General features: G+C 62.3%; 20 protein-coding genes. 10 read left to right on the top strand and 10 right to left on the bottom strand.

All coding sequences use genetic code 11. From position 1 onward, the window contains the following. Window positions 1–5 precede the first annotated feature (5 nt). Window positions 6–2,537: a glycogen/starch/alpha-glucan phosphorylase gene (locus CIW50_RS23665; RefSeq protein WP_149533726.1), complete on the bottom strand. Its 2,532-nt coding sequence runs from the start codon at window positions 2,535–2,537 to the stop codon at window positions 6–8. 306 nt (window positions 2,538–2,843) lie between these two features. Between CIW50_RS23665 and CIW50_RS23660 the strand changes: the two genes are divergently transcribed. After that, window positions 2,844–3,275 (top strand): hypothetical protein, encoded by a 432-nt coding sequence (locus CIW50_RS23660; RefSeq protein WP_116661502.1) that lies wholly within the window; start codon window positions 2,844–2,846, stop codon window positions 3,273–3,275. A 1-nt stretch (window position 3,276) separates the two neighbouring features. Here CIW50_RS23660 and CIW50_RS23655 read toward each other — a convergent pair whose 3' ends face one another. The 3 genes from CIW50_RS23655 to pyrE all read right to left on the bottom strand — a co-directional run bounded on the left by CIW50_RS23655 (window position 3,277) and on the right by pyrE (window position 6,240). Next, complete coding sequence (locus CIW50_RS23655; protein WP_502707533.1) at window positions 3,277–4,104, bottom strand: DUF2865 domain-containing protein; 828 nt, start codon at window positions 4,102–4,104, stop codon at window positions 3,277–3,279. Window positions 4,105–4,204: 100 nt separating this feature from the next. Then, entirely contained in the window at window positions 4,205–5,656 is a 1,452-nt protein-coding gene (locus tag CIW50_RS23650; RefSeq protein WP_172980443.1) for a sodium:proton antiporter, read from the bottom strand. Between the two features lie 20 nt (window positions 5,657–5,676). Then, the gene (pyrE, locus tag CIW50_RS23645; protein WP_172980442.1) at window positions 5,677–6,240 is read right to left on the bottom strand and encodes an orotate phosphoribosyltransferase; all 564 of its coding nucleotides are present in this window, start codon (window positions 6,238–6,240) and stop codon (window positions 5,677–5,679) included. 162 nt (window positions 6,241–6,402) lie between these two features. On the opposite strand from pyrE, the gene CIW50_RS23640 reads away from it, so the two are divergent. Then, a complete protein-coding gene (locus CIW50_RS23640) occupies window positions 6,403–7,029 on the top strand; it encodes a glutathione S-transferase family protein (protein WP_149533616.1) in 627 nt (208 codons plus the stop codon). A gap of 96 nt (window positions 7,030–7,125) precedes the next feature. Here CIW50_RS23640 and CIW50_RS23635 read toward each other — a convergent pair whose 3' ends face one another. The 3 genes from CIW50_RS23635 to polA all read right to left on the bottom strand — a co-directional run bounded on the left by CIW50_RS23635 (window position 7,126) and on the right by polA (window position 11,583). Continuing rightward, window positions 7,126–7,761: a LysE family translocator gene (locus CIW50_RS23635; protein WP_149533615.1), complete on the bottom strand. Its 636-nt coding sequence runs from the start codon at window positions 7,759–7,761 to the stop codon at window positions 7,126–7,128. Window positions 7,762–7,877: 116 nt separating this feature from the next. Beyond that, on the bottom strand, window positions 7,878–8,516 hold the full coding sequence (locus tag CIW50_RS23630; protein WP_172980441.1) for a LysE family translocator: 639 nt from the start codon (window positions 8,514–8,516) through the stop codon (window positions 7,878–7,880). A 43-nt stretch (window positions 8,517–8,559) separates the two neighbouring features. Then, the gene (polA, locus tag CIW50_RS23625; protein ID WP_149533614.1) at window positions 8,560–11,583 is read right to left on the bottom strand and encodes a DNA polymerase I; all 3,024 of its coding nucleotides are present in this window, start codon (window positions 11,581–11,583) and stop codon (window positions 8,560–8,562) included. A 139-nt stretch (window positions 11,584–11,722) separates the two neighbouring features. Between polA and CIW50_RS23620 the strand changes: the two genes are divergently transcribed. Continuing rightward, window positions 11,723–12,328 (top strand): hypothetical protein, encoded by a 606-nt coding sequence (locus tag CIW50_RS23620; protein WP_149533613.1) that lies wholly within the window; start codon window positions 11,723–11,725, stop codon window positions 12,326–12,328. Window positions 12,329–12,331: 3 nt separating this feature from the next. On the opposite strand, the gene CIW50_RS23615 is transcribed toward CIW50_RS23620, so the two are convergent. After that, complete coding sequence (locus CIW50_RS23615; protein ID WP_149533612.1) at window positions 12,332–13,396, bottom strand: acyltransferase family protein; 1,065 nt, start codon at window positions 13,394–13,396, stop codon at window positions 12,332–12,334. Window positions 13,397–13,598: 202 nt separating this feature from the next. On the opposite strand from CIW50_RS23615, the gene hrpB reads away from it, so the two are divergent. From hrpB to CIW50_RS23600, 3 genes are all read left to right on the top strand, one after another. Continuing rightward, window positions 13,599–16,091, top strand: coding sequence for an ATP-dependent helicase HrpB (hrpB, locus tag CIW50_RS23610; RefSeq protein WP_172980440.1), 2,493 nt, complete (start codon window positions 13,599–13,601; stop codon window positions 16,089–16,091). A gap of 141 nt (window positions 16,092–16,232) precedes the next feature. Then, a complete protein-coding gene (locus CIW50_RS23605) occupies window positions 16,233–16,751 on the top strand; it encodes a TIGR02281 family clan AA aspartic protease (RefSeq protein WP_068732748.1) in 519 nt (172 codons plus the stop codon). 144 nt (window positions 16,752–16,895) lie between these two features. Continuing rightward, window positions 16,896–18,395 (top strand): phosphomannomutase/phosphoglucomutase, encoded by a 1,500-nt coding sequence (locus tag CIW50_RS23600; RefSeq protein WP_149533611.1) that lies wholly within the window; start codon window positions 16,896–16,898, stop codon window positions 18,393–18,395. Window positions 18,396–18,504: 109 nt separating this feature from the next. On the opposite strand, the gene CIW50_RS23595 is transcribed toward CIW50_RS23600, so the two are convergent. After that, on the bottom strand, window positions 18,505–19,287 hold the full coding sequence (locus tag CIW50_RS23595) for an IclR family transcriptional regulator (protein ID WP_149533610.1): 783 nt from the start codon (window positions 19,285–19,287) through the stop codon (window positions 18,505–18,507). A gap of 184 nt (window positions 19,288–19,471) precedes the next feature. Here CIW50_RS23595 and CIW50_RS23590 point away from each other — a divergent pair, with 184 nt between their 5' ends. From CIW50_RS23590 to CIW50_RS23575, 4 genes are all read left to right on the top strand, one after another. Then, window positions 19,472–20,524: a tripartite tricarboxylate transporter substrate binding protein gene (locus CIW50_RS23590; RefSeq protein ID WP_246664432.1), complete on the top strand. Its 1,053-nt coding sequence runs from the start codon at window positions 19,472–19,474 to the stop codon at window positions 20,522–20,524. Between the two features lie 54 nt (window positions 20,525–20,578). Continuing rightward, a complete protein-coding gene (locus CIW50_RS23585; RefSeq protein WP_149533609.1) occupies window positions 20,579–21,370 on the top strand; it encodes an enoyl-CoA hydratase/isomerase family protein in 792 nt (263 codons plus the stop codon). A 10-nt stretch (window positions 21,371–21,380) separates the two neighbouring features. After that, window positions 21,381–23,471, top strand: coding sequence for an acetate--CoA ligase family protein (locus CIW50_RS23580; protein ID WP_172980450.1), 2,091 nt, complete (start codon window positions 21,381–21,383; stop codon window positions 23,469–23,471). Window positions 23,472–23,683: 212 nt separating this feature from the next. Beyond that, the gene (locus CIW50_RS23575; protein WP_246664431.1) at window positions 23,684–24,364 is read left to right on the top strand and encodes a molybdate ABC transporter substrate-binding protein; all 681 of its coding nucleotides are present in this window, start codon (window positions 23,684–23,686) and stop codon (window positions 24,362–24,364) included. Window positions 24,365–24,460: 96 nt separating this feature from the next. Here CIW50_RS23575 and CIW50_RS23570 read toward each other — a convergent pair whose 3' ends face one another. Beyond that, complete coding sequence (locus tag CIW50_RS23570) at window positions 24,461–25,372, bottom strand: LysR substrate-binding domain-containing protein (protein WP_149533606.1); 912 nt, start codon at window positions 25,370–25,372, stop codon at window positions 24,461–24,463. Between the last annotated feature and the right edge of the window lie 2 nt (window positions 25,373–25,374).

Genomic DNA, 25,374 nt, shown 5'->3' with positions numbered 1-25,374 from the left:
CGGGCTCACGTCGCCTTTCGCGCCTGCAGGCTTGTCGTGCCCGGCAGATCGCCGGCAACCGGCACGCCCCAGATATCATCGGCATATTCGCGGATGGTGCGGTCCGACGAGAACCAGCCCATCCGGGCGGTGTTGAGAATTGCAGCGCGGCTCCAGGCTGAGCCGGCCCTCCACCGCGTGTCGATGCCGCGCTGGGCTTCGTAATACGAGTCGAAGTCGGCCGAGACCACATAGTGATCGAGGTGGCGCAGTGCGTGGCCCACTGACGCGTAGCGGCCGGGATCGTCCGGCGAGAATGCTCCGGTCTCGATGGCCTGGATGGCGCGGCCGAGATTGGGCGATTTGTTGATCACGTCGGAGGCGTCGAGGCCCTTGGCACGGCGCTCGACTACCTCAGCAGCGGTCATGCCGAAGATCGCGATGTTCTCCGGGCCGACATTGTCGCGGATTTCGATATTGGCACCGTCCAGCGTGCCGATGGTCAGCGCGCCGTTCAGCGACAGCTTCATGTTGCCGGTGCCGGAGGCTTCCATGCCGGCAGTGGAGATCTGCTCGGAGAGGTCCGCCGCGGGAATGATGACCTCCGCGAGGCTGACATTGTAGTCCGGCAGGAAAGCGACCTTCAGCTTGCCGCCAATGGTGGTGTCGTTGTTCACGACCTCGGCAACGTCGTTGATCAGGCGGATGATCAGCTTCGCGTAGCGATAACTCGCCGCCGCCTTGCCGGCGAAGATCTTGACGCGCGGCACCCAGTCCTTGTTCGGCTCGTCCTTGATTGCCTGATACAGCGCGACCGTTTCGATCAGGTTCAGCAGTTGCCGCTTGTATTCATGGATGCGCTTGATCTGCACGTCGAACAGCGCTGAAGGATCGGCCTGTACGCCGAGCTTCTCGCCGATCACACGCGCAAGCGCGAGCTTGTTGTGATGTTTGACCTTGCGGAATTCCTGCTGGAACGCGGCGTCGCCGGCAAAGGCTTCGAGCTTGATAAGCCGCGTAGGATCATCGAGCACGGCTTCGCCGCAGGTGGCGCGCAGGAGATCAGTGAGCTTCGGATTGGCGAGCATCAGCCAGCGGCGGAAGGTGATGCCGTTGGTCTTGTTGGTGATGCGGCCGGGGTAGAGCTGGTTGAGATCGTGGAACACGGTCTCCTTCATCAGCTCCGAATGCATTGCCGAAACGCCGTTGATGCGGTGCGAGCCGATAAAAGCGAGATTGCCCATGCGCACGCGGCGGCCGGAGGTCTCGTCGATGATCGAGACCGAAGCGCGATAGGCGGTGTCGCCGGGGCGCGTCGCATCGGCGCGATCGAGATGCGCTTCGTTGATGCGGTAGATGATCTCGAGATGCCGCGGCAGCAGCCGCTGGAACAGTTCGACCGGCCAGGTCTCCAGCGCTTCGGGCAGCAGCGTGTGGTTGGTATAGGACAGTGTCGCGTTGGTGATCTGCCAGGCGGCGTCCCAACGCATATTGTGCTGATCGACCAGGATGCGCATCAGCTCGGCAATGGCGAGGCTCGGATGCGTGTCGTTCATCTGCACCGCCGCCTTGTTGGCAAGGCCACGCAGGTTGCCGTCCGAATGCAAGTGACGCTTGACGAGATCCTGCAGCGATGCGGAGACAAAGAAGTATTCCTGTCGCAAACGCAATTCGCGGCCGGCAGCGCTCTCGTCGTTCGGATAGAGGAATTTGCAGATCGCTTCGGCGCGCGCCTGCTCGGCGCTGGCGCTGACATAGTCGCCGGTGTTGAACACATCGAGCCGCAGCGGATCCGGCGCGCGCGCCGACCACAGCCGCAGCGCGTTCACATGCTGGCCACGCCAGCCGACAATGGGGGTGTCATAGGCAACAGCCTCGACGGTTTCGCCGGGATGCCAGATGACCTGCTTGCGGCCCTTGCCGTCCTCGACGGTCTCGATGCTGCCGCCGAAGTGGATGTCATATCGCACTTCGCGGCGTGGCATCTCCCAGGGATTGCCAAAGCCCAGCCATTCGTCGGGATATTCCTGCTGCACGCCGTGCGAGATGATCTGGCGGAACAGGCCGAAATCGTAGCGGATGCCGTAGCCGAAAGCGGGAATACCAAGCGTCGCCATGCTTTCCATGAAACAGGCAGCGAGGCGGCCCAGACCGCCATTGCCGAGCGCTGCGTCGGGCTCGCATTTGCGCAGCTCATCGAGGCCGACGCCGAGGTCGCCGAGGGCAGCTTCGAACAGCGGCAGCAGGCCCATATTGTTCAATGCGTCGGTGAACAGGCGGCCGATCAGGAATTCCAGAGAGAGGTAATAGACCCGCTTGCGGCCGGCGTCGTAGCTCTCCTTGTCCGAGGTCAGCCAGCGATGCACCATGCGGTCGCGCAGCGTCAGGGCGGCAGCCTTGTACCAGTCATGCTTGGTGGCGAAGGCGGCTTCCTTGCCGATCGCCAGCCTCAGCTTGACGAGAATGGCGCTCTTGATGTCGGCAAGAGCCAGTTCATCGACAGGCGCGTTCTCGGGCTGGAATTTTGCTGGGACTGATTGATCTGACAAACCGGCCATCCTGAGCTGTGTCACTGACGAAAATCATACGCGTATTTGATTGCCGCCGGAACCCGGGGAGGTGGCGAGCTTTTGCAATGGAACTGCCCGGGATTTGAGCAGCCGGTGGAACCTCCACTCGTCGTCCCGGCGAATTGCCGGGATCCATACACTCCGGCTCGAAAGGATCGATGAAGTCACGTCGCGACAAAGTGAGGTTGCCAACTAGAACAAATTAAGAACAAATTAGTAAGCTATTGATATTCCGATGTGATTCGTCGCTTCCATCCACAATATCTATGGTCTGTTCAAGCTCGCGAGGACTAGATGTCCACCATTGCCTTCGATCAGTTTGCTCTCACCCGGATCGCCGACTTTGCGCGGTCGCTGTCGCGGCTGCATTTGATGGCGCGCCGACATCCGATCGACGACGATCAGATCGATCGTGAGTTCAATGCTGTCTGCCTGTCGGTGTGGGGCTACACCACAGATGACGTCAGCGACGATCTGTTCTCGCTGGAAGATCATGCCTGGCTCGACCAGCTCGACGAAGCGCATGCGCGGATCTTCGCTGCGGAACAAGGCTACGACCTCGTCGACGACCACGGCATGCTCACCGACTGGTGGGGCTATTGCTGGATGATCCTTGCCGAGAAACGTGGACTGCTGACGCCGGAGAATCGCTCGGCCGCACGTGCGGAGATCGAGGAGAAGTATCTCTCGGCGCCGAACGTGATCGGCGTCATCGTCGGACGATGACCTATGGAAGCTCGGCGCGCTTGGCCCGAGTGGCCGGGGCAGTCTTCGGCACGACGGTTGTGGCGGGCGCCGGGACTGGCGCGGCATCGCGCGCGGCTTCCGACATCGGCGCTTCGTCGGTGATCATTTCGGCGGAGACCGGTGCCACCTTCATCTCGCCGAGCCGGGCACGGACATCAGAGGTCAGGCCGGGATAGTTTGCCACCGGCGTGAATTCCGCAGTCTGGGTGTTGCCGGTGCGGACGCCCGAGAAAGCGACGAGACCGTTGGTCGTCGCAATCACATCGCCGGGGCGTAGCGACGTATCGAGCGTGAGATCGACCGGCGCGAGACCCGCGGGATCGCGGCCGTTGCAGGTGCAGTCGGCTTTCAGCGCCTTGCGATAGGCGAAGGCGTTTTCCAGGTCGGCATAGCGCTCGCCGGTGCTCGACGATGCGTTGTCGATGCTGCTGCCGACCATGACCTTGGTGGTCGCCGCCGGGCAGAAGGCCTGGCACATCTGTGCCGGGCTCATGCCACGACCGAGCGGAAAATATTTGCCGTCGCAGGTGCGCACGCAGAAGGCGGGACCGGAGCCACCGATGGACGCACTGCGCTGGGGCGGAGGCGCTTCGGCCGGCGTGTTGAGGCCGAACGGATCGGAAAAGAAATTGCTCTCCGGCGCAGGCGCGCCGCGGCGCTGCTGTTGTTTCTGCGGCTGGCCGCCACCGAACAGGAGTTCGAAAAAATTCTGCGCGGACGCCGTCTGCGGCTGGAGCGCGACGAGGCTCATGGCCGTCAGCAGCACCAGGGGACGCACGACTCGCGACGATGTTCGATTATGACGCAACGCCAGCTCCGCGACCGCATGTCAGTGCCGGAGCGAGAACGCTCCGGTGCGGTGTCATGTTAGGGCGTCATGGTAAATGAATGGTAACCCGCGGGGCGGGCTAGATGAAAAACACCCACGTCATCACCAGGAAGACCGGGATCAGCACAGCACCCGACCACAGGATGTAACCGAAGAAGCTTGGCATTTTTATGCCCGCGTCGCGGGCTATGGCATAGACCATGAAGTTCGGCGCGTTGCCGATATAGCTGTTGGCGCCCATGAACACTGCACCTGCCGAAATCGCCGCCAGTGTCGCCGCGCCCGTCGTCATCAGCGTCTTGGCGTCGCCGCCAGCGAGTTCGAAGAACACGAGATAAGTCGGTGCGTTGTCGAGGAACGACGACAGGATGCCGGTCAGCCAGAAATAGGCGGCATTGTTCGGCGTGCCGTCGGCATGGCTAACGAGGGCTACCAACGGTGCGAACGGGCCATTGGCGCCGGCCTGCAGCATCGCCATCACAGGCACGATGCAGATGAAGATGCCGGCGAATAGCAGCGCGACTTCCTCGATCGGCCCCCATTTGAAATCGTTGGCCTTGCGGTGCTCGGACGTCGTCAGCCACAACGACGCAAACGTCACCAGCACGAAAATCACGTCGCGCAGTAGATCCTGCAGTTCGAGATCGGTGCCGAGGACCGTGAATTTGATGCCGGGCTTCCAGTTCGCGCTCATCAGGATCGCGCCGATGATGACAAGCAGCAGCAGGAGATTGATCTTGCCGTGCAAATGCAGCGGCGAATCCGGCGTCGGGTCCTTCTTCTTCGGAAAATTGCCTTCGCGATGATGCAGATAGACGTCCAGCACCATGAAGACTGCGAGCACGATGCCGGCCGCGAACAGCGTGTCCGGGAAAATATGCACGGTGGTCCAGAAGAAATCGACGCCGCGCAGGAAGCCGAGAAACAGCGGCGGGTCGCCGAGCGGCGTCAGCGAGCCGCCGATATTCGACACCAGGAAGATGAAGAACACGACGACGTGGACGTTGTAGTCGCGATCATCATTGGCGCGGATCAGTGGCCGGATCAGGATCATCGACGCGCCGGTGGTGCCGACGACACTGGCGATCAGCGTGCCGAAGCCGAGCAATGCGGTGTTGGTGAAGACACTGTCGTGAAGATTGCCTTCGACATAGATGCCGCCGGCTACGGTGAACAGCGCGAGCAGCAGCAGGATGAAGGGCAGATATTCGAGCAGCACCGTGTGGGAGAGCGTGTGCACCACCGTCGTGGCATCGGTGAAGATGAACAGCGGTACGATCACCAGCGCTGCCCAGAACGCAGCGAACTTGCCGTAGTGATGCTCCCACAGATGTGGATAGAGCACCGGTCCGGTGGCAATGCAGAGCAGGATGCCGGCGAAGGGGATCGCCCATAGCGGCGACAGTTTCGCGCCGTCGAGGCCGCCTTCGGCCGCATGCGCCATATCGGGCGCGATCATGAACGTGATGAGGCAGGCGGCGAGGGCGATGAAACGAACCAAAACGTGACCTTTCACAGCAGCTTCACGCATGAGCGGAAGTAACGGAAGGGTCAACCCTTCAGAAATTCGCCGGCCTTGTAAAGCGAGCGAAACGCCACGCCGGCCTTGGCGAAGGTCTCGGCAGCACCTTCGTCGCGGTCAACCATGGTGAACACCAGCACGACTTCGCCGCCGGCCTCGCGCACGGCGTCGAGCGCCTTCACGGCGGAGCCGCCGGTGGTGGTGACATCCTCGACAATGACGATGCGCTTGCCTTCCAGCGTCTCCCCCTCGGCGAGGCCTTCGACGGCGAGGCGCGCGCCATGCTCCTTCGGCTTCTTGCGAACGAAGAAGGCGGCGATCGGATGGTTCTTCAGCCAGGAGAGCTGTGCCAGCGCGCCGGCCAGCGGCACGGCGCCCATTTCCAGCCCGCCGACATAATCGAGATTGTCATCGCGCAGCGCGTCATAGGTCAGTTCGGCCAGCAGCGCCGCGCCTTCCGGGTCGCACATGGTGGGCTTCAGGTTGAAGTAGAAATTGCTCTTGCGGCCCGAGGCCAATGTGATCTCGCCGTAACCGAACGAACGGTCGCGAATGATCTCGAACAGGCGGGCGCGGGCGGCTGATTTGGTCAAAATGAATGTCTCTGTGCTGAACCGGGCGCAATCTATCGGCGCTTTTCGGCACATTCCAGACCGGAACGGGCGCCGTCAACACTCTCCGGGCCGTTTTACCGCCCATCGGCACGATGCTACAGACCTGACAACAAGATCGGGCAAGACCGGAAGAGGAATCGCATGACCATCGAACTGCACACCTGGAATACGCCGAACGGCCGCAAGATCTCCGTCGCGCTGGAGGAAATGGGCCTGCCTTACAAGGTTTTCCCGGTGCATATCGGCAAGGGCGAGCAGATGAAGCCCGAATTCCTGAAAATCAGCCCGAACAACAAGATCCCGGCCATCGTCGATCCGGACGGACCCGACGGCAAGCCGGTCAGCGTGTTCGAATCCGGCGCTATCCTGCTCTATCTCGGCGAAAAGACCGGCAAATTCCTGCCGAAATCCCTCGGCGAGCGGATTCCGGTGCTGGAATGGCTGATGTGGCAGATGGGGGGCTTCGGCCCGATGCCCGGCCAGGTGCATCATTTCATCGCGCTGGAGGACGAGAGCCAGCGCGCCTACGGGCTGAAGCGCTATTCGGATGAGACCCGTCGACTCTATGGTGTGCTGGATCGCCGGCTGGCCGATCATGAATTCGTGGCCGGCGCGCTGTCGGTGGCCGATTTCGCCATTCTCGGCTGGGCCTGGCGCCACGAGCGCCACAAGGTCTCGTTCGCCGATTTCCCGAATGTCGGCCGCTGGTACGATGCGTTGATGGCGCGGCCCGGCGTCAAGCGGGGCATGGACGCGAAGCTGGACTAGAGCGTTTTCGAGCGAAGTGGATACCGGTTCGCATCAAGAAAACGCGTCAAACAAAAAAGCTAGAGTCTGGGTTCTGCTTCCAGCAGAATCCAGACTCTAGGCCCGCTTCGTCTCCAGTGCCATCCGCACGGCGAGGCCGGCGAGCACCGTCCCCATCAGCCAGCGTTGCAGTTTGAGCCAGGTCGGTCGCTCGCCGAGAAACAGAGCGATCGACCCGGCGCCGAGCGCGATCAGGCCGTTGACGCCGACGCTGATGATCGTCTGCGTCGATCCGAGCACCAGCGACTGCGTCAGCACGCTGCCGACCGTGGGATCGATGAACTGCGGCAGCAGCGCCAGATAGAGCATGGCGATCTTCGGATTGAGGAGATTGGTGAGGAAGCCCATCGCGAACAGTTTGCGGGGGCTGTCGATCGCCAGCTTCTTGACCTGGAACGGCGAGCGTCCGTTCGGCTTCAGCGCCTGCCATGCCAGCCACAGCAGATAGGCGGCGCCGGCAAGGCGCAGCGCGTCATAGGCGTAGGGCACGGCGAACAGCAGCGCGGTGATGCCGAAGGCCGCGCACAGCATATAGAAGATGAATCCCAGCGCCACGCCGCCGAGCGACACCATGCCTGCCGCCGGCCCCTGCGTGATCGAGCGCGAGATCAGGTAGATCATGTTCGGCCCCGGCGTCAGCACCATGCCGAGCGAGACGAGAGCAAAACCGAGCAGGGATGTGAGGTGGGGCATGGGCGTCTCGTCAGGGAGAATACGCGGAACTTATCGCGTGCGGCGCAAGATCGCCACGTCGCAGAGGACATGGCTCGTAGTCGCATCAGTCAGCCGGGCAGGTTGCATCTTGTCACTCAATGCGAACGGCCGCTGGTCAGAGCAAACCAGATCGCAATACCGAACAGGGCGAGTGCCAGGCCGCGGCGAACCGTCCGGCGTCGGTCGGGCGTGGCGATGGTCTCCTGCAGGCTTCCGGCGAGCAGGACGATAGTCATATGGATCGCCGTGGCGATGCCGACATAGATCGCGCTCAGCATCAGCGTCTGCGTTACCACAGGGCCGCCATCGATCCGGACGAATTCCGGCAGCACTGCGACGTAGAAGATTGCCGCCTTGGGATTGAGCAGGTTGGTCACCAGCCCGCGCCGGAATGCGCGCCATGGCTGGCTGTCCTCGCCTTCACCCGCATCAGCGGTTTCGCTTTCGCTCGACCATGCATCCCAGGCGAGCCACACCAGATAGGCCACGCCGGCCCATCGCAGCATCTCATAGAACCAGCGCGAACTGTCGATCATCGCGGCTAATCCGAGCGCCGCGGCGATACCGTAGGTCATCAGGCCCAGGGCGATACCGGCAACAGCAGCGAAGCCGATCCGCAGCCCGTGCGTGAGCGACAGCGACGCGAGATAAGCCATGTTAGGCCCAGGCGTGATCTCGATGATCGTTGCGGTCAGCGCAAAGGCCAGCAGCGGGCTGATGCCTGTAAAACTCATATCCCCCCGCGACGGTTCAATCGGGTGCGGGAAGGGCCGCTGCTCAATGTGCCTCCTCCCAGTTATTCGCTGCCCGCGCGTCGACCTGCAACGGCACCGACAGCAGCACTGCCGGGAATGGCGCATCCTGCATGGTGTGCTGCACGATCGGCAGCGTGGCCGCTACTTCGTCATCGGGCACTTCGAAGATCAGTTCGTCATGCACCTGCAGCAGCATCTTGGCTGAGAGCTTCTTCTCCGCCAGCGCATCTTCCATGCGCGTCATGGCGCGGCGGATGATGTCGGCGGCGGTACCTTGCAGGCGGGCATTGATCGCGGCGCGTTCGTTGAAGGCGCGGATCGAGGCGTTCGAGGCCTTGATGTCCGGGTAATGACATTTACGCCCGAACAGTGTCTGCACATAGCCGTGTTCCCTGCAGAAATCGCGCGTCGCATCCATATAAGCGCGGATGCCGGGGAAGCGCTCGAAGTATTTCTTGATATAGGCGCCGGCTTCCTCGCGCGGGATGCCGAGCTGATTGGCGAGGCCGAAGGCCGAAATACCGTAGATGATGCCGAAATTGATCGCCTTGGCGCGGCGGCGGATTTCGGCCGGCATGTCCTTCACCGGCACCCCGAACATTTCCGACGCTGTCATGGCATGAATGTCGAGCCCGTCCTGGAAGGCCTGTTTCAGCACCGGGATGTCGGCGATCTCCGCGAGCAGCCGCAGTTCGATCTGTGAGTAATCGGCCGAGACCAGTTTGTGACCGGGCGCGGCAATGAAGGCACGGCGAATCTTGCGGCCATCCTCGGTCCGCACCGGGATGTTCTGCAGGTTCGGTTCGTTGGACGAGAGGCGTCCCGTGGTCGTTGCAGCCAGCGCGTAAGTGGTGTGAACGCGATGGGTCTGCGGATGCACGTAATTCGGCAGCGCATCCGTATAGGTCGAGCGCAGTTTCGAGACCTGCCGCCAGTCGAGGATCTTGCGCGGGAATTCGTGGCCTTGCTCGGCCAGTTCATCGAGCACCTGCGCCGAGGTCGACCATGCGCCGGTCTTGGTCTTCGAGCCGCCCGGCAATCCCATCTTGCCGAACAGGATGTCGCCGAGCTGCTTCGGGCTGCCGATATTGACCTCTTCGCCGGCAATCTCGCGGATCTCCGACTCGATGCGCGCAGCGGTCTGGGCGAAATCGGCGGAGAGTTTCGAGAGGACCTGACGGTCGATCGAGATGCCGCGACGCTCCATGCGCGCGAGCACGGAGATCAATGGACGCTCCAGCGTTTCATAGACGGTGGTCATGTGTTCGGCCGCAAGTCGCGGCTTCAGCACGTTCCACAGCCGCAGCAGCACGTCGGCGTCTTCGGCGGCGTAGGTCGTGGCGCGGTCGATCTTGACCTGCTCGAAGGTCAGCTTGCCCTTGCCGGAGCCGATGATCTCGCCATAGGTCAGCATGGCATGGCCGAGCCAGATGTCGGCGAGCGCATCGAGGCCATGGGCATTGCGCCCGGCGTCAAGGGCATAGGACATCAGCTGCACGTCGTCGGTGTTGCGCAGGGTGATGCCATGCTGCGCCAGTAACACCGCGGTGAACTTGATGTTGAAGCCGATCTTCAGGAGGCCGGCAGATTCCAGCACCGGCTTCAGCGCCTCGAGCGCGTCGGACGCCTTGATCTGGTCAGCTTCGAGATCGGCCGCGAACAGGCCGGAACCGTCGCCGGACTGGCGATGGGCCAGCGGCACGTAACAAGCATCATTCGGCCCGAGTGACAGCGCGATGCCGACCATATCGGCCTGCATCGGATCGATCGACGACGCCTTGCATTCGAACGCGACGTGGCCGGTATCGAGAATGCGCGCGATCCATTTTTGCAGTTCTGGCAGCGTGCGTACGGGCAGATAGGCGTCACGATTAACCGGCAGCTTTCGCGCGGCTTCGGCACGAGCCTTTGCCAGTGAAATCGGTGTGAGAGCCTCCTTGCCGCCGGGGCCGGTTGCGTGAGCGCTATTGCTCGTGGCGCCGGTCTTGCTCTTCGGGCTTGGCGGGGTCTCCGCGTCGCCGAACAGGTCGCCGCCCTGGCCGCCCGCTTCGCTGGTCTTGCGCGCGGACACTTTCGTCGCAGAACCGCCGTCTGCCTCCACATCAGCGATGTCGATCTGCGCATATTCAGCCACGCGCCGCGTCAGCGTCGAGAATTCCATGAACTTCAGGAACGCGATCAGCTTGCGCGCGTCGGGCTCATGCACCGCGAGGTCATCGAGCGGCACCTCAAGGGCGACCTTGTCATCGAGCAGCACCAGTTGCCGGGAGATGCGCGCCTTCTCGGCGTGCTCGATCAGCGATTCACGACGCTTCGGCTGCTTGATCTCGCCGGCGCGATTCAACAGGGTTTCGAGGTCGCCATATTCGGTGATGAGCTGCGCCGCCGTCTTGATGCCGATGCCGGGCACGCCGGGCACGTTGTCGACGCTGTCGCCGGCCAGTGCCTGCACTTCGACGACCTTGTTCGGCGGCACGCCGAATTTCTCGATCACCTCGGCGATCCCCAGGCGGCGATCCTTCATGGTATCGTACATGGTGACCTGTTCGGTCACGAGCTGCATCAGATCCTTGTCGGAGGATACGATGGTGGCGGTCGCGCCGCGTTCACCGGCTTCGCGGACATAGGTCGCAATCAGGTCGTCGGCCTCGAAGCCGCCTTGCTCGATGCTCGGCAGGTCGAAGGCGCGGACGGCGTCGCGGATCAGCGCGAATTGCGGGATCAGGTCGTCCGGCGCGGGCGGCCGATGCGCCTTGTATTCGGGATACAGCTTGTTGCGGAAGGTGACTTCGGACTTGTCGAAGATGATTGCCAGATGCGTCGGCCGGTTGTCCGGCGGCATGTCGCGGATCAGCTTCCACAGCATGTTGCAGAAGCCCAGCACCGCATTGACCTGCAGTCCGTCGGACTTGCGGTTCAGCGGCGGCAGCGCGTGATAGGCGCGAAAAATATAGGATGAGCCGTCGACCAGAAAGACATGGTCGCCCTTCGCGAGGGCCTTGACGGTGGCGGGCTTGGCGGCGGCTGTTTCTGAGGTTTTCGGCATGGCCGCAACTTAAGGATTTTCACCGGAAATGACAGTCTGTCGGCCGGTCATCCCGCCGGTTTTTGTCATGTGGTCCGGCTTGCGTCGCGCCCTGTTCCATGTGCCCTTGCGCCGGTCATTGCCAATCGAAGGATCATTCATGCCCGATCTCGCCGAACTGATGGACAAGATGAAAAGCGTCGAGGCCGAGATCGAGGCTGAGCTGACCCGCCGGCGGGAAGAGCTGCGATTTCATGTCGAGCGACGAAAGATCGTATTCGCCGAGGACATCGAGAAGCTGCAGCGCGCCATCAAGGTGAAGGCCTCAAAATACCTCTTCAGCGCCAATCCGCTGATCGTGCTGTCGGCACCGGTGATCTATTCGCTGATCATCCCCTTCATGCTGATCGACCTCTGGGTGATGGCCTATCAGGCGATCTGCTTTCCGATTTACGGCATTCCCAAAGTACGTCGTCGTGATTACCTGGTGTTCGACCGGCATCACCTGGCCTATCTCAACATCATCGAGAAGTTGAACTGCGCCTACTGCTCCTATTGCAACGGCGTAGCTGCCTTCGTGCGCGAAGTCGCCGCGCGCACCGAGGTCTATTGGTGTCCGATCAAGCATGCGCGCCGCGTGCTCGGTCCACATCCGCATTATGTCGGCTTCGCGGACTTCGGCGACGCGGAAGGCTTCCGCAAGAAGATCGAGGACATGAAGGACGGTGTGAAGCTGGACAATAGCTCGTCGCCAACGGCCGTGTGATTTTTACTCGGCCGCCTGCAGGGTCGCGCCTTTCTTCTTCGGCGCGATCCAGAAGGCGGCCGGACGCTCGAACAGGAAGTTCGCGCGAGCCATCAGCGCGAGCTTCCATATTACCAGCGCGCCGAGCACACCGCAGACGGTTACAAGCAGTGAAATCGTGCCGATATCCAAGGGACTGAACTTCAGCAGCAGCGCGCGCGACGTCGCCATCGGCAGGAAGAAGGCGAGATAGATCACGATCGAATGCTCGCCGAAGAAGCGAATGAAACCGAGCCACTGCATCTTTGCCAGCAGCGTGCCCATTACGATGATCGCCACCGCGCCGGCGAAGCCGAGCAACAGCGAGATCACAGGCCATTCGCTGCAGCCGTCGTAAACCAGCGCAGCATTGACCAGTGCCCAGGTGGCGAGACCGACCAGTGCCATGACCGGCCTGGCGCGGGCGCGATCCGACAGCGCGAAGACCTGCGTTGCGAACAGATAGCCCGAATAGAAGTAGACGAAGCGCGAGCAGAACTCATCGATCATGGTCCAGCCGGTGGTGATGTGCGCCATCTCCAGCGCCGCGGCGATGCTCCAGATCAGCAGCGGCGGCATGCGCCGCGCCAGCTTGGTGACGATGAAGAACACCGGCAGCATATAGATGAACCACAGCGTGCCGAATGGCTCGATATAAGAGAAGAGATAGAGGTTGGCGACATAGGCCCAGCCGTGTTCGGCAGCAAAGCCGGGCGCCTTGAAGCCGAACTGGATGGTGACCCACAGCACGTAGAAATACAGGAAGTGGACGACCTTGCGGTCCAGATAGGTCCGCCAGTCGCGGTCGATGACGACAGCCAGGAACAGCCCGGAGATCAGAAAGAAGTCCGGCATCCGGAACGGTTTGGCGAAGGCCACCAGCAGGTGCATGAAGCCGGTCTGACCGGCAGCCAGTTCGACGCCCAGCACCGAATGCATCATCACCACCATGATGATGCAGATGCCCTTGGCGTAATCGACCCAGTCGATTCGCTCCGTGCCTGACAGCGCTGCGCGATCGGCGAGGGCGAATGTGCCGCTGGTGGTCATTGGTATCCCCTGTTCGGCGCTTCTTTTGACGACATCATGAGGCGAGATCGGTTTCAATTGCCTTTCTCTGGACCCCAAATATGCCCCGCAAATGGTCGCGGCAGTGCGAGTTTGGTGGGGTAGTTAACGCCCGTTAAGGAATGTGGGATGGTCCGCCGCCCCGCTGCCGCGTATGACACCCGGGACCATTGCAGAGCCTGATTTGACCCGAACCTTCGATACATCCCTGCCCATCGACGCCGTGCTCGACGACCTGTCGGGCGCGCTGGAAGCCAGCAATGCCGCGGTGCTGGTAGCGCCGCCAGGCGCCGGCAAGACCACGCGCGTGCCGCTGGCTTTGCTCGATGCGCCGTGGCTGAAGGGCAAAAAGATCATCATGCTGGAGCCGCGGCGGATTGCGGCCCGTGCCAGCGCCGAGCGGATGGCCAAGACATTGGGCGAGCGCGTTGGCGAAACCGTCGGCTATCGGGTGCGCTTCGGCTCCAAGATCTCGCGCAGTACCCGGATCGAAGTGGTCACCGAAGGCATTTTCTCGCGGCAGATTCTCGATGATCCCGAGCTGAAGAATATCGGCGCCGTGCTGTTCGACGAATTCCACGAGCGCTCGCTCGATGCTGATATGGGCCTGGCGCTGGCGCGCGATGCGCAGACCGGATTGCGCGAGGATCTGCGCATCCTGGTGATGTCGGCGACCATTGATGGCGCGCGCATCGCGAAGCTTCTCGGCGACGCGCCGGTCATCGCCAGCGAGGGCCGCGCTTATCCGGTGGAGACGCGTTATCTTGGCCGCAAGCCCGATATCCAGCTCGAGCGGCAGATGGCCGACGCTATCGCCACGGCATTGCGCGCTGATCCGGGCTCGGTGCTGGCCTTTTTGCCGGGCGCCGCAGAGATCCGCCGCACGCAGAATTTTTTGGCTGAGCGCGTGCAGGATGCATCCATCGAGATCGTCCCATTGTTTGGCGCGCTCGATGCTGGCGTTCAGGATCGCGCCATCCAGCCTGCGCCCAAGGGCCAGCGCAAGGTCGTGTTGGCGACCTCGATTGCCGAGACCTCGTTGACGATCGAGGGCGTGCGGATCGTGGTGGATTCCGGCGTCGCCCGGGTGCCGCGCTACGAGCCGGATATCGGGCTGACGCGGCTGGAGACGGTACGGGCCTCGCGCGCGGCCGTCGACCAGCGCCGTGGCCGCGCCGGTCGTACCGAGCCTGGCATCTGCTACCGGCTGTGGGACGAGCCGCAGACGGCATCGTTGCCCGCTTACACGCAGCCGGAAATTCTCAGCGCGGATCTGTCCACGCTGGTGCTCGATCTCGCGCAATGGGGCGTCAGCGATCCCGCACAACTGACCTTCCTGGATCCGCCGCCGGCACCAGCGCTGAAGGAAGCGCGCGGCCTGCTCGGCGAACTCGGCGCGCTGGATGGCGATGGTCGTATCACCGGTGAAGGCCAGGCGCTGCGCGCGCTGGCGCTGCCGCCGCGGCTGGCGCGCATGATCGTGGACTCGGCACGGTTTGGTTATGGCGAGGACGCCGCCGGGATCGCCGCCATCCTGACCGAACGCGGTCTTGGTGGTGACAGTGTGGATCTCGATCACCGGCTTGATCAGTTCCGCCGCGATCGCTCGCAGCGCGCCGGTAGCGCGCGGCAGCTGGCGGAAAGATGGGCGGGGCAGGTGGAGAGCTCTTCTGCTTCCTCCCCCCTTGCGGAGGAGGGGCGGGGAGGGGAGTTAAGCACCGGCACCATGCTCGCTTTCGCTTTCCCGGATCGTGTCGCGAAGAATCGCGGCAATGGCAGTTTCGTGCTTGCCAACGGCCGCGGTGCGTCGATCGAACAGAGCGCGGCACTGGCGCGGGCACCCTATATTGCGGTGGCCGAACTCACCGGCACCGCCGCCAATGGCCGTATCCTGCTGGCAGCGCCCATCGCGCAGGCCGATATCGAGACGCGCTTCGCCGATCAGATCGAGAATACCGACGATGTCAGTTTCGATCGTGCATCGATGTCGCTGCGCGGGCGCCGCAAGCGTGTGCTGCATGCGATCACACTGTCGGAAGCGCCGTTCACGCTGAAACCGTCCGAAGCCACCGCGCGCGTTTTCGCCGATGGCCTCGTTGCCGCAGGCGTTGATCGCCTGCCGTGGTCGAAGGCGTTGCAGCAGTGGCGGGGGCGCGTGATGTTCCTGCGCGCGTCCGAAGGCGACGCATGGCCCGATCTGTCTGACACGGCACTCGCCACGGCACGCGAGACGTGGCTGATGCCGGCGCTGTTTGACAAGACCTCGCTGAAGGATTTTTCGGCCGGCGATCTGTCCGATGCCGTGATGGGCTTGCTGCCCTGGGATCTGCGTGCGCGGCTCGACAAGGAAGCGCCGACGCATTTCGAGGCGCCGACGGGGACCGTGCTGGCGATCGATTATGAAGCCGAGCAGGGGCCGACCATTGCCGTCCGTCTGCAGGAATTGTTCGGGCTGAACACCCATCCCTCGGTCGCCAAGGGTAGGGTGCCGCTGGTACTGGAATTGCTGTCGCCGGCGCAGCGGCCCGTGCAGGTGACGCGCGACCTGCCGGGCTTCTGGCGCGGCAGTTATCAGGACGTCCGCTCCGATCTGCGCGGCCGCTATCCGCGCCATCCCTGGCCGGAAGATCCCGCCAATGCACTGCCGACGCGCCGCGTGAAGCCCCGCGGGACGTGATCATCAGGCAAAGTGCCGCTCATTAACGCTTCGCTCATCCTTTTCGCGAAAATAGCAGTCTGTAAGGCCGTCCTGAACGGACGGTGGTGAGCCCGTGTGATGAACTCGCGGTTCCCCTGATTGCGTTCAGTGAGGTTGCGTATGCGTAGTATCATGTTCTTCGCGGCGATCCTGATCGGTCTGGGCACCGTGATGGCGCAGATGGCCGACAAGATGACGGCGACGACGCCGGCCATGGCGAAAGCGGCATCACTGACAACCACGACAGAAGGCAATGCAAAGGCCGGTATCCGCAGCCTGTCGATTGCGCGCGATGCGCGAGGTCACTTCCAGACTGAGGGGAGCATCGAGGGCCAGCGCATCGGCTTCATGGTCGATACTGGCGCATCTGTCATCGCATTGAATGAAAAGTCGGCGGCGCGCTTCGGTTTGCGTCCGTCGCGTGCCGATTATAACGCCACGGTGACAACGGCGAATGGAACGTTGAAGGCGGCACGCGCGCGAATCGCTGTCGTGCAGGTCGGTGAACTCACCGTGCGTGACGTCGATGCGATGGTGCTGCCCGATGAGGCGCTGTCCGAGAATCTGCTAGGATTATCGTTTCTCTCGAAGTTGAAACGCTTCGAATATGCAAATGGCCGGATGGTACTCGAACAGTAGTACCTCATATCCCCCAGGCATTCACGCCGCAGCCCAATTCTAAACAAACTCGCATCCTTGAATGCCCATGCGCCTTCCCACAGGCGTGCGCAAAGGCTAAGCCTGCGCATTCAAGATTGATCCCAATTGATGCGAGGTTCTCCGATGTTTCCGAAGCCGAAGCCCTTGCTCGTGCCGAATACCTACGCTTACGAATCCGAGCCGATGGTAAAGGCCACGGGTTTTCGCGAATATGACGCGCGCTGGCTGTTCGGCAAGGAAATCAACCTGATGGGCATTCAGGCGCTGGGCATGGGGCTCGGTGCGTTGATTGCCGAACTCGGCCAGAAGCAGGAAATCGTCACCGGACACGATTTCCGCGGTTACTCCGCCTCGATCAAATACGCGCTGATGACGGGCCTGATGGCCGCCGGCTGCAAGGTCCATGACATCGGTCTCGCGGTGACGCCGATGGCCTATTTCGCGCAGTTCGATCTCGATGTGCCATGCGTCGCCATGGTGACGGCCTCGCATAACGACAATGGCTGGACCGGTGTGAAGATGGGCGCCAGCAAGCCGCTGACCTTCGGCCCGGACGAGATGACCCGGCTCAAGGAGATCGTGCTCAATGCCGAGTTCAAGAACAAGGCTGGCGGCTCCTATCAATTCCACGAGAATTATCCGGCGCGCTACATCGCCGATCTCACCAATCGCCCGAAGCTCAAGCGTAAGCTGAAGGTTGTCGTGGCCTGCGGCAACGGCACGGCCGGCGCCTTCGCGCCGCAGGTGATGGAAGCCATCGGCTGCGAGGTGATCCCGCTCGATACCGAGCTCGATCACACCTTCCCGAAATACAATCCGAATCCGGAAGACATGGAGATGCTGCACGCGATCCGCGATGCGGTGCTCGAACACAAGGCCGATGTCGGTCTCGGTTTCGATGGTGATGGCGATCGTTGCGGCGTTGTCGACAATACCGGCGAGGAAATCTTCGCCGACAAGGTCGGCGTGATGCTCGCGCGCGACATGTCGGCGGTTCACAAGGATGCGACCTTCGTGGTCGACGTGAAATCGACCGGACTGTTCGTGACCGATCCGGTGCTGCAGAAGCAGAATGCCAAGACGACCTATTGGAAAACCGGCCACTCCTACATGAAGCGCCGCACCAATGAGTTGAAGGCGCTGGCGGGCTTCGAGAAGTCCGGCCACTTCTTCTTCAATGCGCCGGTGGGTCGCGGCTATGACGACGGCCTCGTATCGGCGATTGCCATCTGCGAGATGATGGACCGCGCGCCCGGCAAGACCATGGCCGATCTCAAGGAAGCGCTGCCGAAGACCTGGTCCTCGCCGACCATGTCGCCGCATTGTGCCGACGAGACCAAGTATGGCGTCGTTGCTGCGGTGGTGAAGCATTTCGAGGATGCGCAGAAGAAGGGCGACAAGGTTGCCGGACAATCGATCCGCGATCTCGTCACGGTCAACGGCGTGCGCGTCACCTGCGAGGACGGCAGCTGGGGCCTTGTGCGCGCATCGTCCAACAAGCCGGAACTGGTGGTCGTGGTCGAAAGTCCGGTCTCCGAGCAGCGCATGCACGACATGTTCGAAGCGATGAACGTGGTGCTGCGAACGCATCCGGAAGTCGGGGCGTACAACCAGACGATATAGAGCGTATTCGAACGACGTGGATGCCGGTTCTCGCGAGGAACGCATCACGACAAAAAGATGGAGTCTCGGCTTCGATGAAAGAGAACGAGACTTCGCGACAGGATCGTGTTTAGGGCAGCTCCAGATCGATGATGGCCGCCCGAATCTGTGCCGCCAGATCCAGAAGGGGCTGGTGTAGCCGCTCTTCCCAGATGGCAGCGGATTCGTCCGCGGTGACGCTGACATTGAGCACATAGACCGGTCGCCCTTCTATGACGATGGGCGTTGCGAGCGCTGTGACTTCGGGCTGCCATGTGGCGATGCAGTAGTTCTTTTGTTTGATGCTGGCTGCGGCTTCGGCAATTCCCCGCTCGATGAGTGGCCAGCGTTTGCGTCCCTTCGATTTCAGCCGGGCGATGAGCGCGGCTCGCTCGGGGTCCTTTGCAGCGGCCAGAAATGCGCGGCCCAGCGCCGTGAGCTCGATGGGCACCCGATGTCCGGACACGATGACGCGCTGAGAACCACGGGCATTAGAGCGAAGCGATTCGAGATACACCATCTCGTCCGAATCCTGCACCGCCAGCCCGACATTGATACGCAGGCGTCGTGCCAGCCCCGACATCAGAGGGGTAGCAATCCGCAGAACGGACGATCCTGTCCGCATGGCATGTCCCAGACTGAGAACGCCCGCACCCAGCCGGTACGCGCGCTGCATGGAATCGTATTCCAGATATCCCGCATGCGTGAGCGTTTGCGTGAGTCTGCTGACCGTTGCAGGTGATAGACCCGTTCGCTCCGATAGCTCACCGTTGCCGAGGAGCTCCGCGCCGGGCCGAAACGCTCTGAGGATCGCGATGCCCCTGTCCAATGAGCGATTTATAGGAGCTTTTTGCGGAACAAATCTCTTTGTCATGACGCCTCCAATCGCGATCCCGACATCAAATAGGGTATGTTCGCCAATTCCACCAGGTGGAAATGCGGCAATGACCGCGTTCGTGCAAGTGCTAAACAGCGCACCGTCGAGGTGGCATCGCGCTGCATTTGATGACGACGGCACGGTTCAGATGCCTCGCGCAAAAAATCGAAGGGAGATTGGCATGACTGCCAGCATGGAAGCCGCAGGCGCCCTGATCGGTCGCACATCGAAAATACCGGCCATCGCATTACGCGCCGCGCTTGGCGCCGCGGGCTTGGTCGCCTGCCTGATCGGATATCTAGCATCGGCTGCAATGTCTGCCGGACCGGCGCATGCCGAATACCCCGAAAAACTCGTCAAGATCGTCGTTCCGTTTGCGGCCGGCGGTGGAACGGATACCGTGTCACGGACGCTGGCGCAGGCTATCTCTCCGGCTCTGAAGAAATCGGTGATCATCGAGAACAGGCCCGGAGCGGGTACGATCCTTGGCACCCAGGCTGTGGCGACGAGCGATCCTGATGGCTACACGCTGCTGATGGCGACGTTCGCGCACGCGGTTAATCCGAGCCTCAACGCGAAGCTGCCGTTCGATTCGCATAAAGACTTTGCCGCGGTCTCGCTGATCGCGCGATCGTTCAACGTCGTCGTCGTCAATCCATCGTCGAGCATCAAGTCGATTGCCGACCTGATCGCCGAGGCGAAAAAGAACCCCGACAAGATGAACTATGGGACATTCGGCGTCGGAACGTCCGCCCATCTCGCCGGCGAGCTCTTCAATACGATGGCGAACGTGAAGTTGACCACCGTCTCCTACAAGGGAGCTGCGCCCGCGATCAGTGATCTTCTCGGTGGCCAGATCCAGGTCATCTTTACGACCGTGGCGAGTGCGGCTTCGCTGGTCGAGTCTGGCCAGCTTCGCGCATTGGCCGTGACGTCGTCGGAGCGTTCGCCCGCCTATCCAGATTTGCCGACCGTGGCAGAGGCTGGCGTTCCCGGATATGCGGCAGAATCCTGGTATGGCCTCTATGCACCAGCGAAGACCCCCGCTCCGATCATCGATCGCTTGAACAAGGCAGTCAAACAAGCGGTGAGCTCGGGAGCGTTCAAGCGCCTCGAGACCAACGAAGGTCTCATCATGGAGGCAAGTTCTCCGGCCGAACTCGATCGCTATGTCCAGCGCGAAGAAGGACGTTGGAGCAAGCTGATCAAGGACGCCAACATCAAGGCGGAATAGGTCGGCTCTCCACGCGCGTCCTCCCCATCTCAAACTTCAAGCACAGGCCTTTCCATGTCCTTTCAGTTGATCGAATTTTCCATTGACGCCGGCGTTGCGACGATCGCCCTCAACCGCCCGGATCGGCGTAATGCAATGAGCGACGACATGCGTAGCGAGTTCGTCAGCGCGCTCGAAACGGTCACCCGTGACAATGCGATCAAGGCCCTCGTCCTGACTGGCCGCGGAAAGTCGTTCTGTGCCGGCGGCGACATCAGCGGCATGAAGCGCCGGCTTGAAGCGCCACAGGGAGAGGTTGCGTTCAACGGCTGGAGCCGGCAGCAGGGCGTGCATCGCGCGCAATCATTGCTGCTCAATCTGCCGAAGCCGACCATTGCCGCCGTCAACGGCGCCGCCGCCGGCCTCGGCGCGGATGTTGCGCTGGCCTGCGATTTCGTGATGGGAACCGAGCACACCAAATTCACCTGGTCCTACATCAAACGCGGCCTGATCCCGGACGGCGGCGGGATGTATTTTCTGCCCCGACGCGTCGGGCTGTCGAAAGCGAAAGAGCTGATTTTTACCGGCCGCGTCGTCGAGGCCGATGAATCGCTTGCGCTCGGGATCATGGATCGCAAGGTGGGATCCGCCGAGCTGCTGACGGCCGCGCGGAATTGGGCGGCCGACCTCGCGCAGTATTCTCCGACCGCACTCGCGCTGGGCAAGAAGATCCTCAACGAAACGTTCGAACATTCTGCGCACGAGATTTTCGCGCTCGGCAGTCAGGCGCAGGGCATCTGCTACACCAGCACCGAGCATCGGGAAGCCGTGCTGGCGTTTCTGGCCCAGTCGTCGTCGAAGGAGTAGACCGATGACGATGAATGCCATCCAGCGGTTGATCCAACCGCGCAGCGTCGCCATCATTGGCGCCTCGGCGGATCCCGACAAGACGTCCGGACGACCGGTCTCGTATCTGCTCAAGCATGGTTTTGCCGGCGAGATCTATCCGGTCAATCCCAAGGTGGACAAGATCGGCGACCTTACCTGCTACCCGGACATCGCGTCGCTGCCGACCGTGCCGGACGTCGCCATTGTCCTGCTTGGCGCGGAGCGTGCCCATGGCGCGGTGCGCGAATTGTCCAAGCGTGGCACGGCCGCTGCAATCGTTCTCGCCAGCGGTTTCACAGAGACCGGATCAGACGGCGCCGAACGGCAGAAGCAACTCCTGGAGGCCGCCGGATCGATGCGTGTTCTCGGGCCGAATACGATCGGCCTGGTGAACCTCACCGACAATATCGTATTGTCCGCGTCCGGCGCGCTGGCGATGGATCACTTCACCGCAGGATCGATCGGTCTGGTCTCACAGAGCGGCGGCATTCTCGGATCCCTGCTGTCGCGCGCGGCCGCGCGCGGCATCGGACTGTCCAAGCTGGTCTCGACCAGCAACGAGGCGGATCTCGAACTCGCCGATTTCATCGACTATCTCGCCGATGACGATGCCACCAAAGTCATCGCGCTCTATGTCGAGGCGATCCGCAATCCAACGCGGTTTCGCGAAGCGGCGTTGAAAGCGCGGCGCGCCGGCAAACCGATCGTCGTCTTCAAGATCGGTCGATCGGAAGCGGGCGCTAAGGCTGCCATATCCCATACCGGAGCGCTCGCAGGGTCGGACCGCATGTATGATGCCTTCTTCAGGCAGCTTGGCATCGTTCGTGCGAAAACCTTCGAGGATCTGCTCGATATTCCCGCCGCTCTTTCGGCCGGGCGCACGCTGCGTGGTAGGCGCGTGGCGATTCTGACATCGACCGGTGGCGCCGGCACCATCGTGTCCGACTGTCTGGGTATCGCAGGCTTTGAAACGCCCGTGCCCGACCAACAGACCGCCCAGCAGTTGCGCGCCCTGCAATCGGGATCTCATGCCGTCCTGGATCGCAATCCGATCGACGTGACACTGGCGGGTCTGCAGCCGGAGCTGCTCCGGGGCGCGATTCGCACGCTGCTAGCCAGCCCTTCCTATGATGCATTGGTGATCGTCGTCGGCTCGTCCGCGGTGGGCACGCCAGCCTTGATGGCCGACGCAATCCAGGACTGCCTGCCGATGAGCGACAAGCCGGTCATCGCCTATGTCAGCCCCTACGCGCCGAACGTCGTGTCGGTCCTGACCCAGCGTGGTGTTCCCGCCTATACATCCGCAGAGAGCTGCGCCGGTGCGCTGGACGGGCTGCTGCAGGCCGGACACGTCGTGCCGCTGCAGCAAACCGGCCGCGCAGGACGGACGATCGACATCAGCGACTTTCCTGCGGGCGCGCTCGATGAAGCACAGGCGAAGACGCTGTTCGCGCGCTTCGGCGTGCCGACCGCGGTAGAGAAGATCGTCGCCACGCCTCGGGAAGCGGAAGCTGCGGCACGCGCTCTCGGCGGCCGAGTGGTCCTCAAGATCCTGTCCAGTGTGATCACGCACAAGAGCGACGTCGGCGGCGTTGCGATGAACCTGACGGCTGAGAGCATTGGCGCCCGCCTGACGGCCATGGCCGACGAAGTCGAACGCAACACGTCCGAGCGTCCGCAGCGCTTCCTCGTTCAGGAGATGGTCACGGGCGGAGTCGAGTTCATCCTCGGCATGCACAGGGATTCCCTGGGGGCGGCGGTCCTGCTCGGCATGGGTGGCGTCACCGCCGAACTCTTCAAGGATACGACGATGCGGCTGCTTCCGCCGGAGGGCGGCCTTGCCCGCAGGGAGGCGCTGGCCATGGCCCGCGACCTCGTCACATGGCCGCTGCTGGACGGATTCCGTGGCCGGCCGAAATGCGATGTCGATGCCCTCGCATCCGCGATCGTCGCGTTTTCGGAGATGGTGGCGCAGCTCGGCGAGCGTCTTGTGGAAGCAGAGATCAACCCGGTCTTCGTGCTTCCCTCAGGCCAGGGCGTGCGTGCGGCCGACGGGGTCCTTGTTCTCGGCCCCCGCTGACACTTGATTGCCGGCTGTATTCCGCAGAGCCGCGACGCAAGTCCAAGACCTCATCGCAAGATACGCCACATGCGGGCCTTGCGGTGAGCCGTTATCGCCAAAACAAGAAAGGGAGGATCTGGATGAATTTCACGCGAACAGCGAAGACTTTGGTTGCCGTCGGCGCTCTACTCGCATGTGCAGGCAATGCACGGGCAGACGACATCAAAGTCTTGACCACGGGAATCCTGAAAGGATCGTTTTCCGAAATCGCGGCTCTGTTCGAACGCGATACCGGTCACAAAGTGACGATGTCGTGGGGGCCGTCGTCCGGCAACTCGCCGGAAGCGAGCCAGGTGCGTATCAAAAACGGTGAGCACGTCGATGTGCTGATCATGGTGAATACGGGGATGGACGAGCTGGTGAAGGGCGGCTTCTTTGTGCCTCTCGAGCGCAAGGATATCGCGGTCTCCAAGATCGGCGTGGCGGTCAAGATGGGGCATCCGCTGCCTGACATATCCTCCGCGGCGGCTCTGCGCCAAGCGCTCCTGAACGCGTCATCGATCGGCTATTCGGAGGGCGCCAGCGGCAGTTACGTCGCCAACGTTCTCTTGAAGAAGCTCGGTATCGCCGACGAAGTCGCAGCCAAGAGCAAGGTCATTCTCGGCCGGAAATTCGTCGGTGAGTCGGTCGCGAGCGGAGAGGTCGAACTTGGCCTGCAGCAAATCAGCGAGCTGCGCCTGGAGCCGGGCTTGGCGATCGTGGGGCCGTTGCCGGAGGATCTGCAGAAGAACAGTGTTGTCACTGCGGCGGTTTCGTCGAAGGCCGAGCATGTGGAAGCTGCCAAGCAGTTCTTCACCTACATCTCGTCGCCCGCCGCCGTCGCTCTGATGAAGAAGAGCGGCCTCGATTGATCAGGTCGAAGCGGAGATGGGTTTTGCGACGAGGCAGGGCAATACGTCTTGCCCTGCCTCGTCGCTGGACTCATCCGATGCTCGCCTTGTTGGAATTTATGACATTGTAGAATTGGTCATTGTCGTCTCGCCTGCCATGATCATTTGCGACATTTCTCTTGCGGCTCGTGTCGCGTAGCGTTCTTTGTGCCGAAGCATGACGAAGCGGCGGGTCGGCAATTGGGCGTCGAGCGCAATCAGGTCACCGTTGCCGATCAGGGCGGTGGCGACCAGCCGGGACATAATGCTCGCGCCAGCGCCAGCCACGACGGCCGCGCAGACGGCTTCGTTCGATGGCAGCTCCATGGCAGCGCGAATGCGGTCATGCGCGATTCCTGATTGGTCCAGCACCGATTGCGCGATTGCGCGCGTGCCGGAGCCGGCTTCACGCAGCACCCAGTCTGTCTCAGCGAACTGACCCGGCATGACAGCGTGTTGCTTCGCCCATGGGTGCGATCGGCCGACCACCAGCACAAGTTCGTCGTCGCCCACGGGCTGAGTCGCGAGCGCCGGATCGTCAATCGCGCCTTCAACGATGCCGAGATCGACTTCGCCATCGCGCACCCAGCCGGCCACCTGTTCGGTATTTCCGATGCGCAGGCTGAGGTCGATGCCGGGGAAGCGCTGGCGATAGCGCGCCATGACAGGCGGCAGAAAGTAGTTGCCGACGGTCTGGCTCGCGGCCAGCGCAAGGGAGCCGCGCGTCATGCCGGCCATATCGGTGAGCACGGTCGTCGCGGTGGCAGCGCGTGCCAGCACGGCCCGGGCTTCGATCAGAAAGGCGCGGCCAATCTCGGTCAACTCGATGCGGCGGCCGACACGGTGAAACAACTGCGTCGCATAGCGCGTTTCCAGCGCGGCGATCGCTGCGCTGGTGGCGGATTGGGTGAGATGCAGGCTCTCGGCAGCCCGGGTCATGTGCTCGTGTTCGGCGACGGCGACGAAGATCCGGAGCTGTTCGAGCGTCATAT

The organism is Tardiphaga sp. P9-11, from assembly GCF_008329525.1.
Lineage (GTDB): Bacteria > Pseudomonadota > Alphaproteobacteria > Rhizobiales > Xanthobacteraceae > Tardiphaga.
This window is presented reverse-complemented; position numbering and strand designations above follow the sequence as displayed.

What these genes read in the sequence shown, in the direction of transcription:
- CIW50_RS23595 (WP_149533610.1), bottom strand. Translation starts at nt 19,287, where the DNA reads ATGACAAAGAGATTTGTTCCGCAAAAAGCTCCTATAAATCGCTCATTG.
- CIW50_RS23605 (WP_068732748.1), top strand. Translation starts at nt 16,233, where the DNA reads ATGCGTAGTATCATGTTCTTCGCGGCGATCCTGATCGGTCTGGGCACC.
- CIW50_RS23660 (WP_116661502.1), top strand. Translation starts at nt 2,844, where the DNA reads ATGTCCACCATTGCCTTCGATCAGTTTGCTCTCACCCGGATCGCCGAC.
- CIW50_RS23585 (WP_149533609.1), top strand. Translation starts at nt 20,579, where the DNA reads ATGTCCTTTCAGTTGATCGAATTTTCCATTGACGCCGGCGTTGCGACG.
- CIW50_RS23630 (WP_172980441.1), bottom strand. Translation starts at nt 8,516, where the DNA reads ATGAGTTTTACAGGCATCAGCCCGCTGCTGGCCTTTGCGCTGACCGCA.
- CIW50_RS23615 (WP_149533612.1), bottom strand. Translation starts at nt 13,396, where the DNA reads ATGACCACCAGCGGCACATTCGCCCTCGCCGATCGCGCAGCGCTGTCA.
- CIW50_RS23620 (WP_149533613.1), top strand. Translation starts at nt 11,723, where the DNA reads ATGCCCGATCTCGCCGAACTGATGGACAAGATGAAAAGCGTCGAGGCC.
- CIW50_RS23600 (WP_149533611.1), top strand. Translation starts at nt 16,896, where the DNA reads ATGTTTCCGAAGCCGAAGCCCTTGCTCGTGCCGAATACCTACGCTTAC.
- CIW50_RS23635 (WP_149533615.1), bottom strand. Translation starts at nt 7,761, where the DNA reads ATGCCCCACCTCACATCCCTGCTCGGTTTTGCTCTCGTCTCGCTCGGC.
- CIW50_RS23650 (WP_172980443.1), bottom strand. Translation starts at nt 5,656, where the DNA reads ATGCGTGAAGCTGCTGTGAAAGGTCACGTTTTGGTTCGTTTCATCGCC.
- polA (WP_149533614.1), bottom strand. Translation starts at nt 11,583, where the DNA reads ATGCCGAAAACCTCAGAAACAGCCGCCGCCAAGCCCGCCACCGTCAAG.
- CIW50_RS23590 (WP_246664432.1), top strand. Translation starts at nt 19,472, where the DNA reads ATGACTGCCAGCATGGAAGCCGCAGGCGCCCTGATCGGTCGCACATCG.
- CIW50_RS23570 (WP_149533606.1), bottom strand. Translation starts at nt 25,372, where the DNA reads ATGACGCTCGAACAGCTCCGGATCTTCGTCGCCGTCGCCGAACACGAG.
- CIW50_RS23580 (WP_172980450.1), top strand. Translation starts at nt 21,381, where the DNA reads ATGAATGCCATCCAGCGGTTGATCCAACCGCGCAGCGTCGCCATCATT.
- CIW50_RS23665 (WP_149533726.1), bottom strand. Translation starts at nt 2,537, where the DNA reads ATGGCCGGTTTGTCAGATCAATCAGTCCCAGCAAAATTCCAGCCCGAG.
- CIW50_RS23640 (WP_149533616.1), top strand. Translation starts at nt 6,403, where the DNA reads ATGACCATCGAACTGCACACCTGGAATACGCCGAACGGCCGCAAGATC.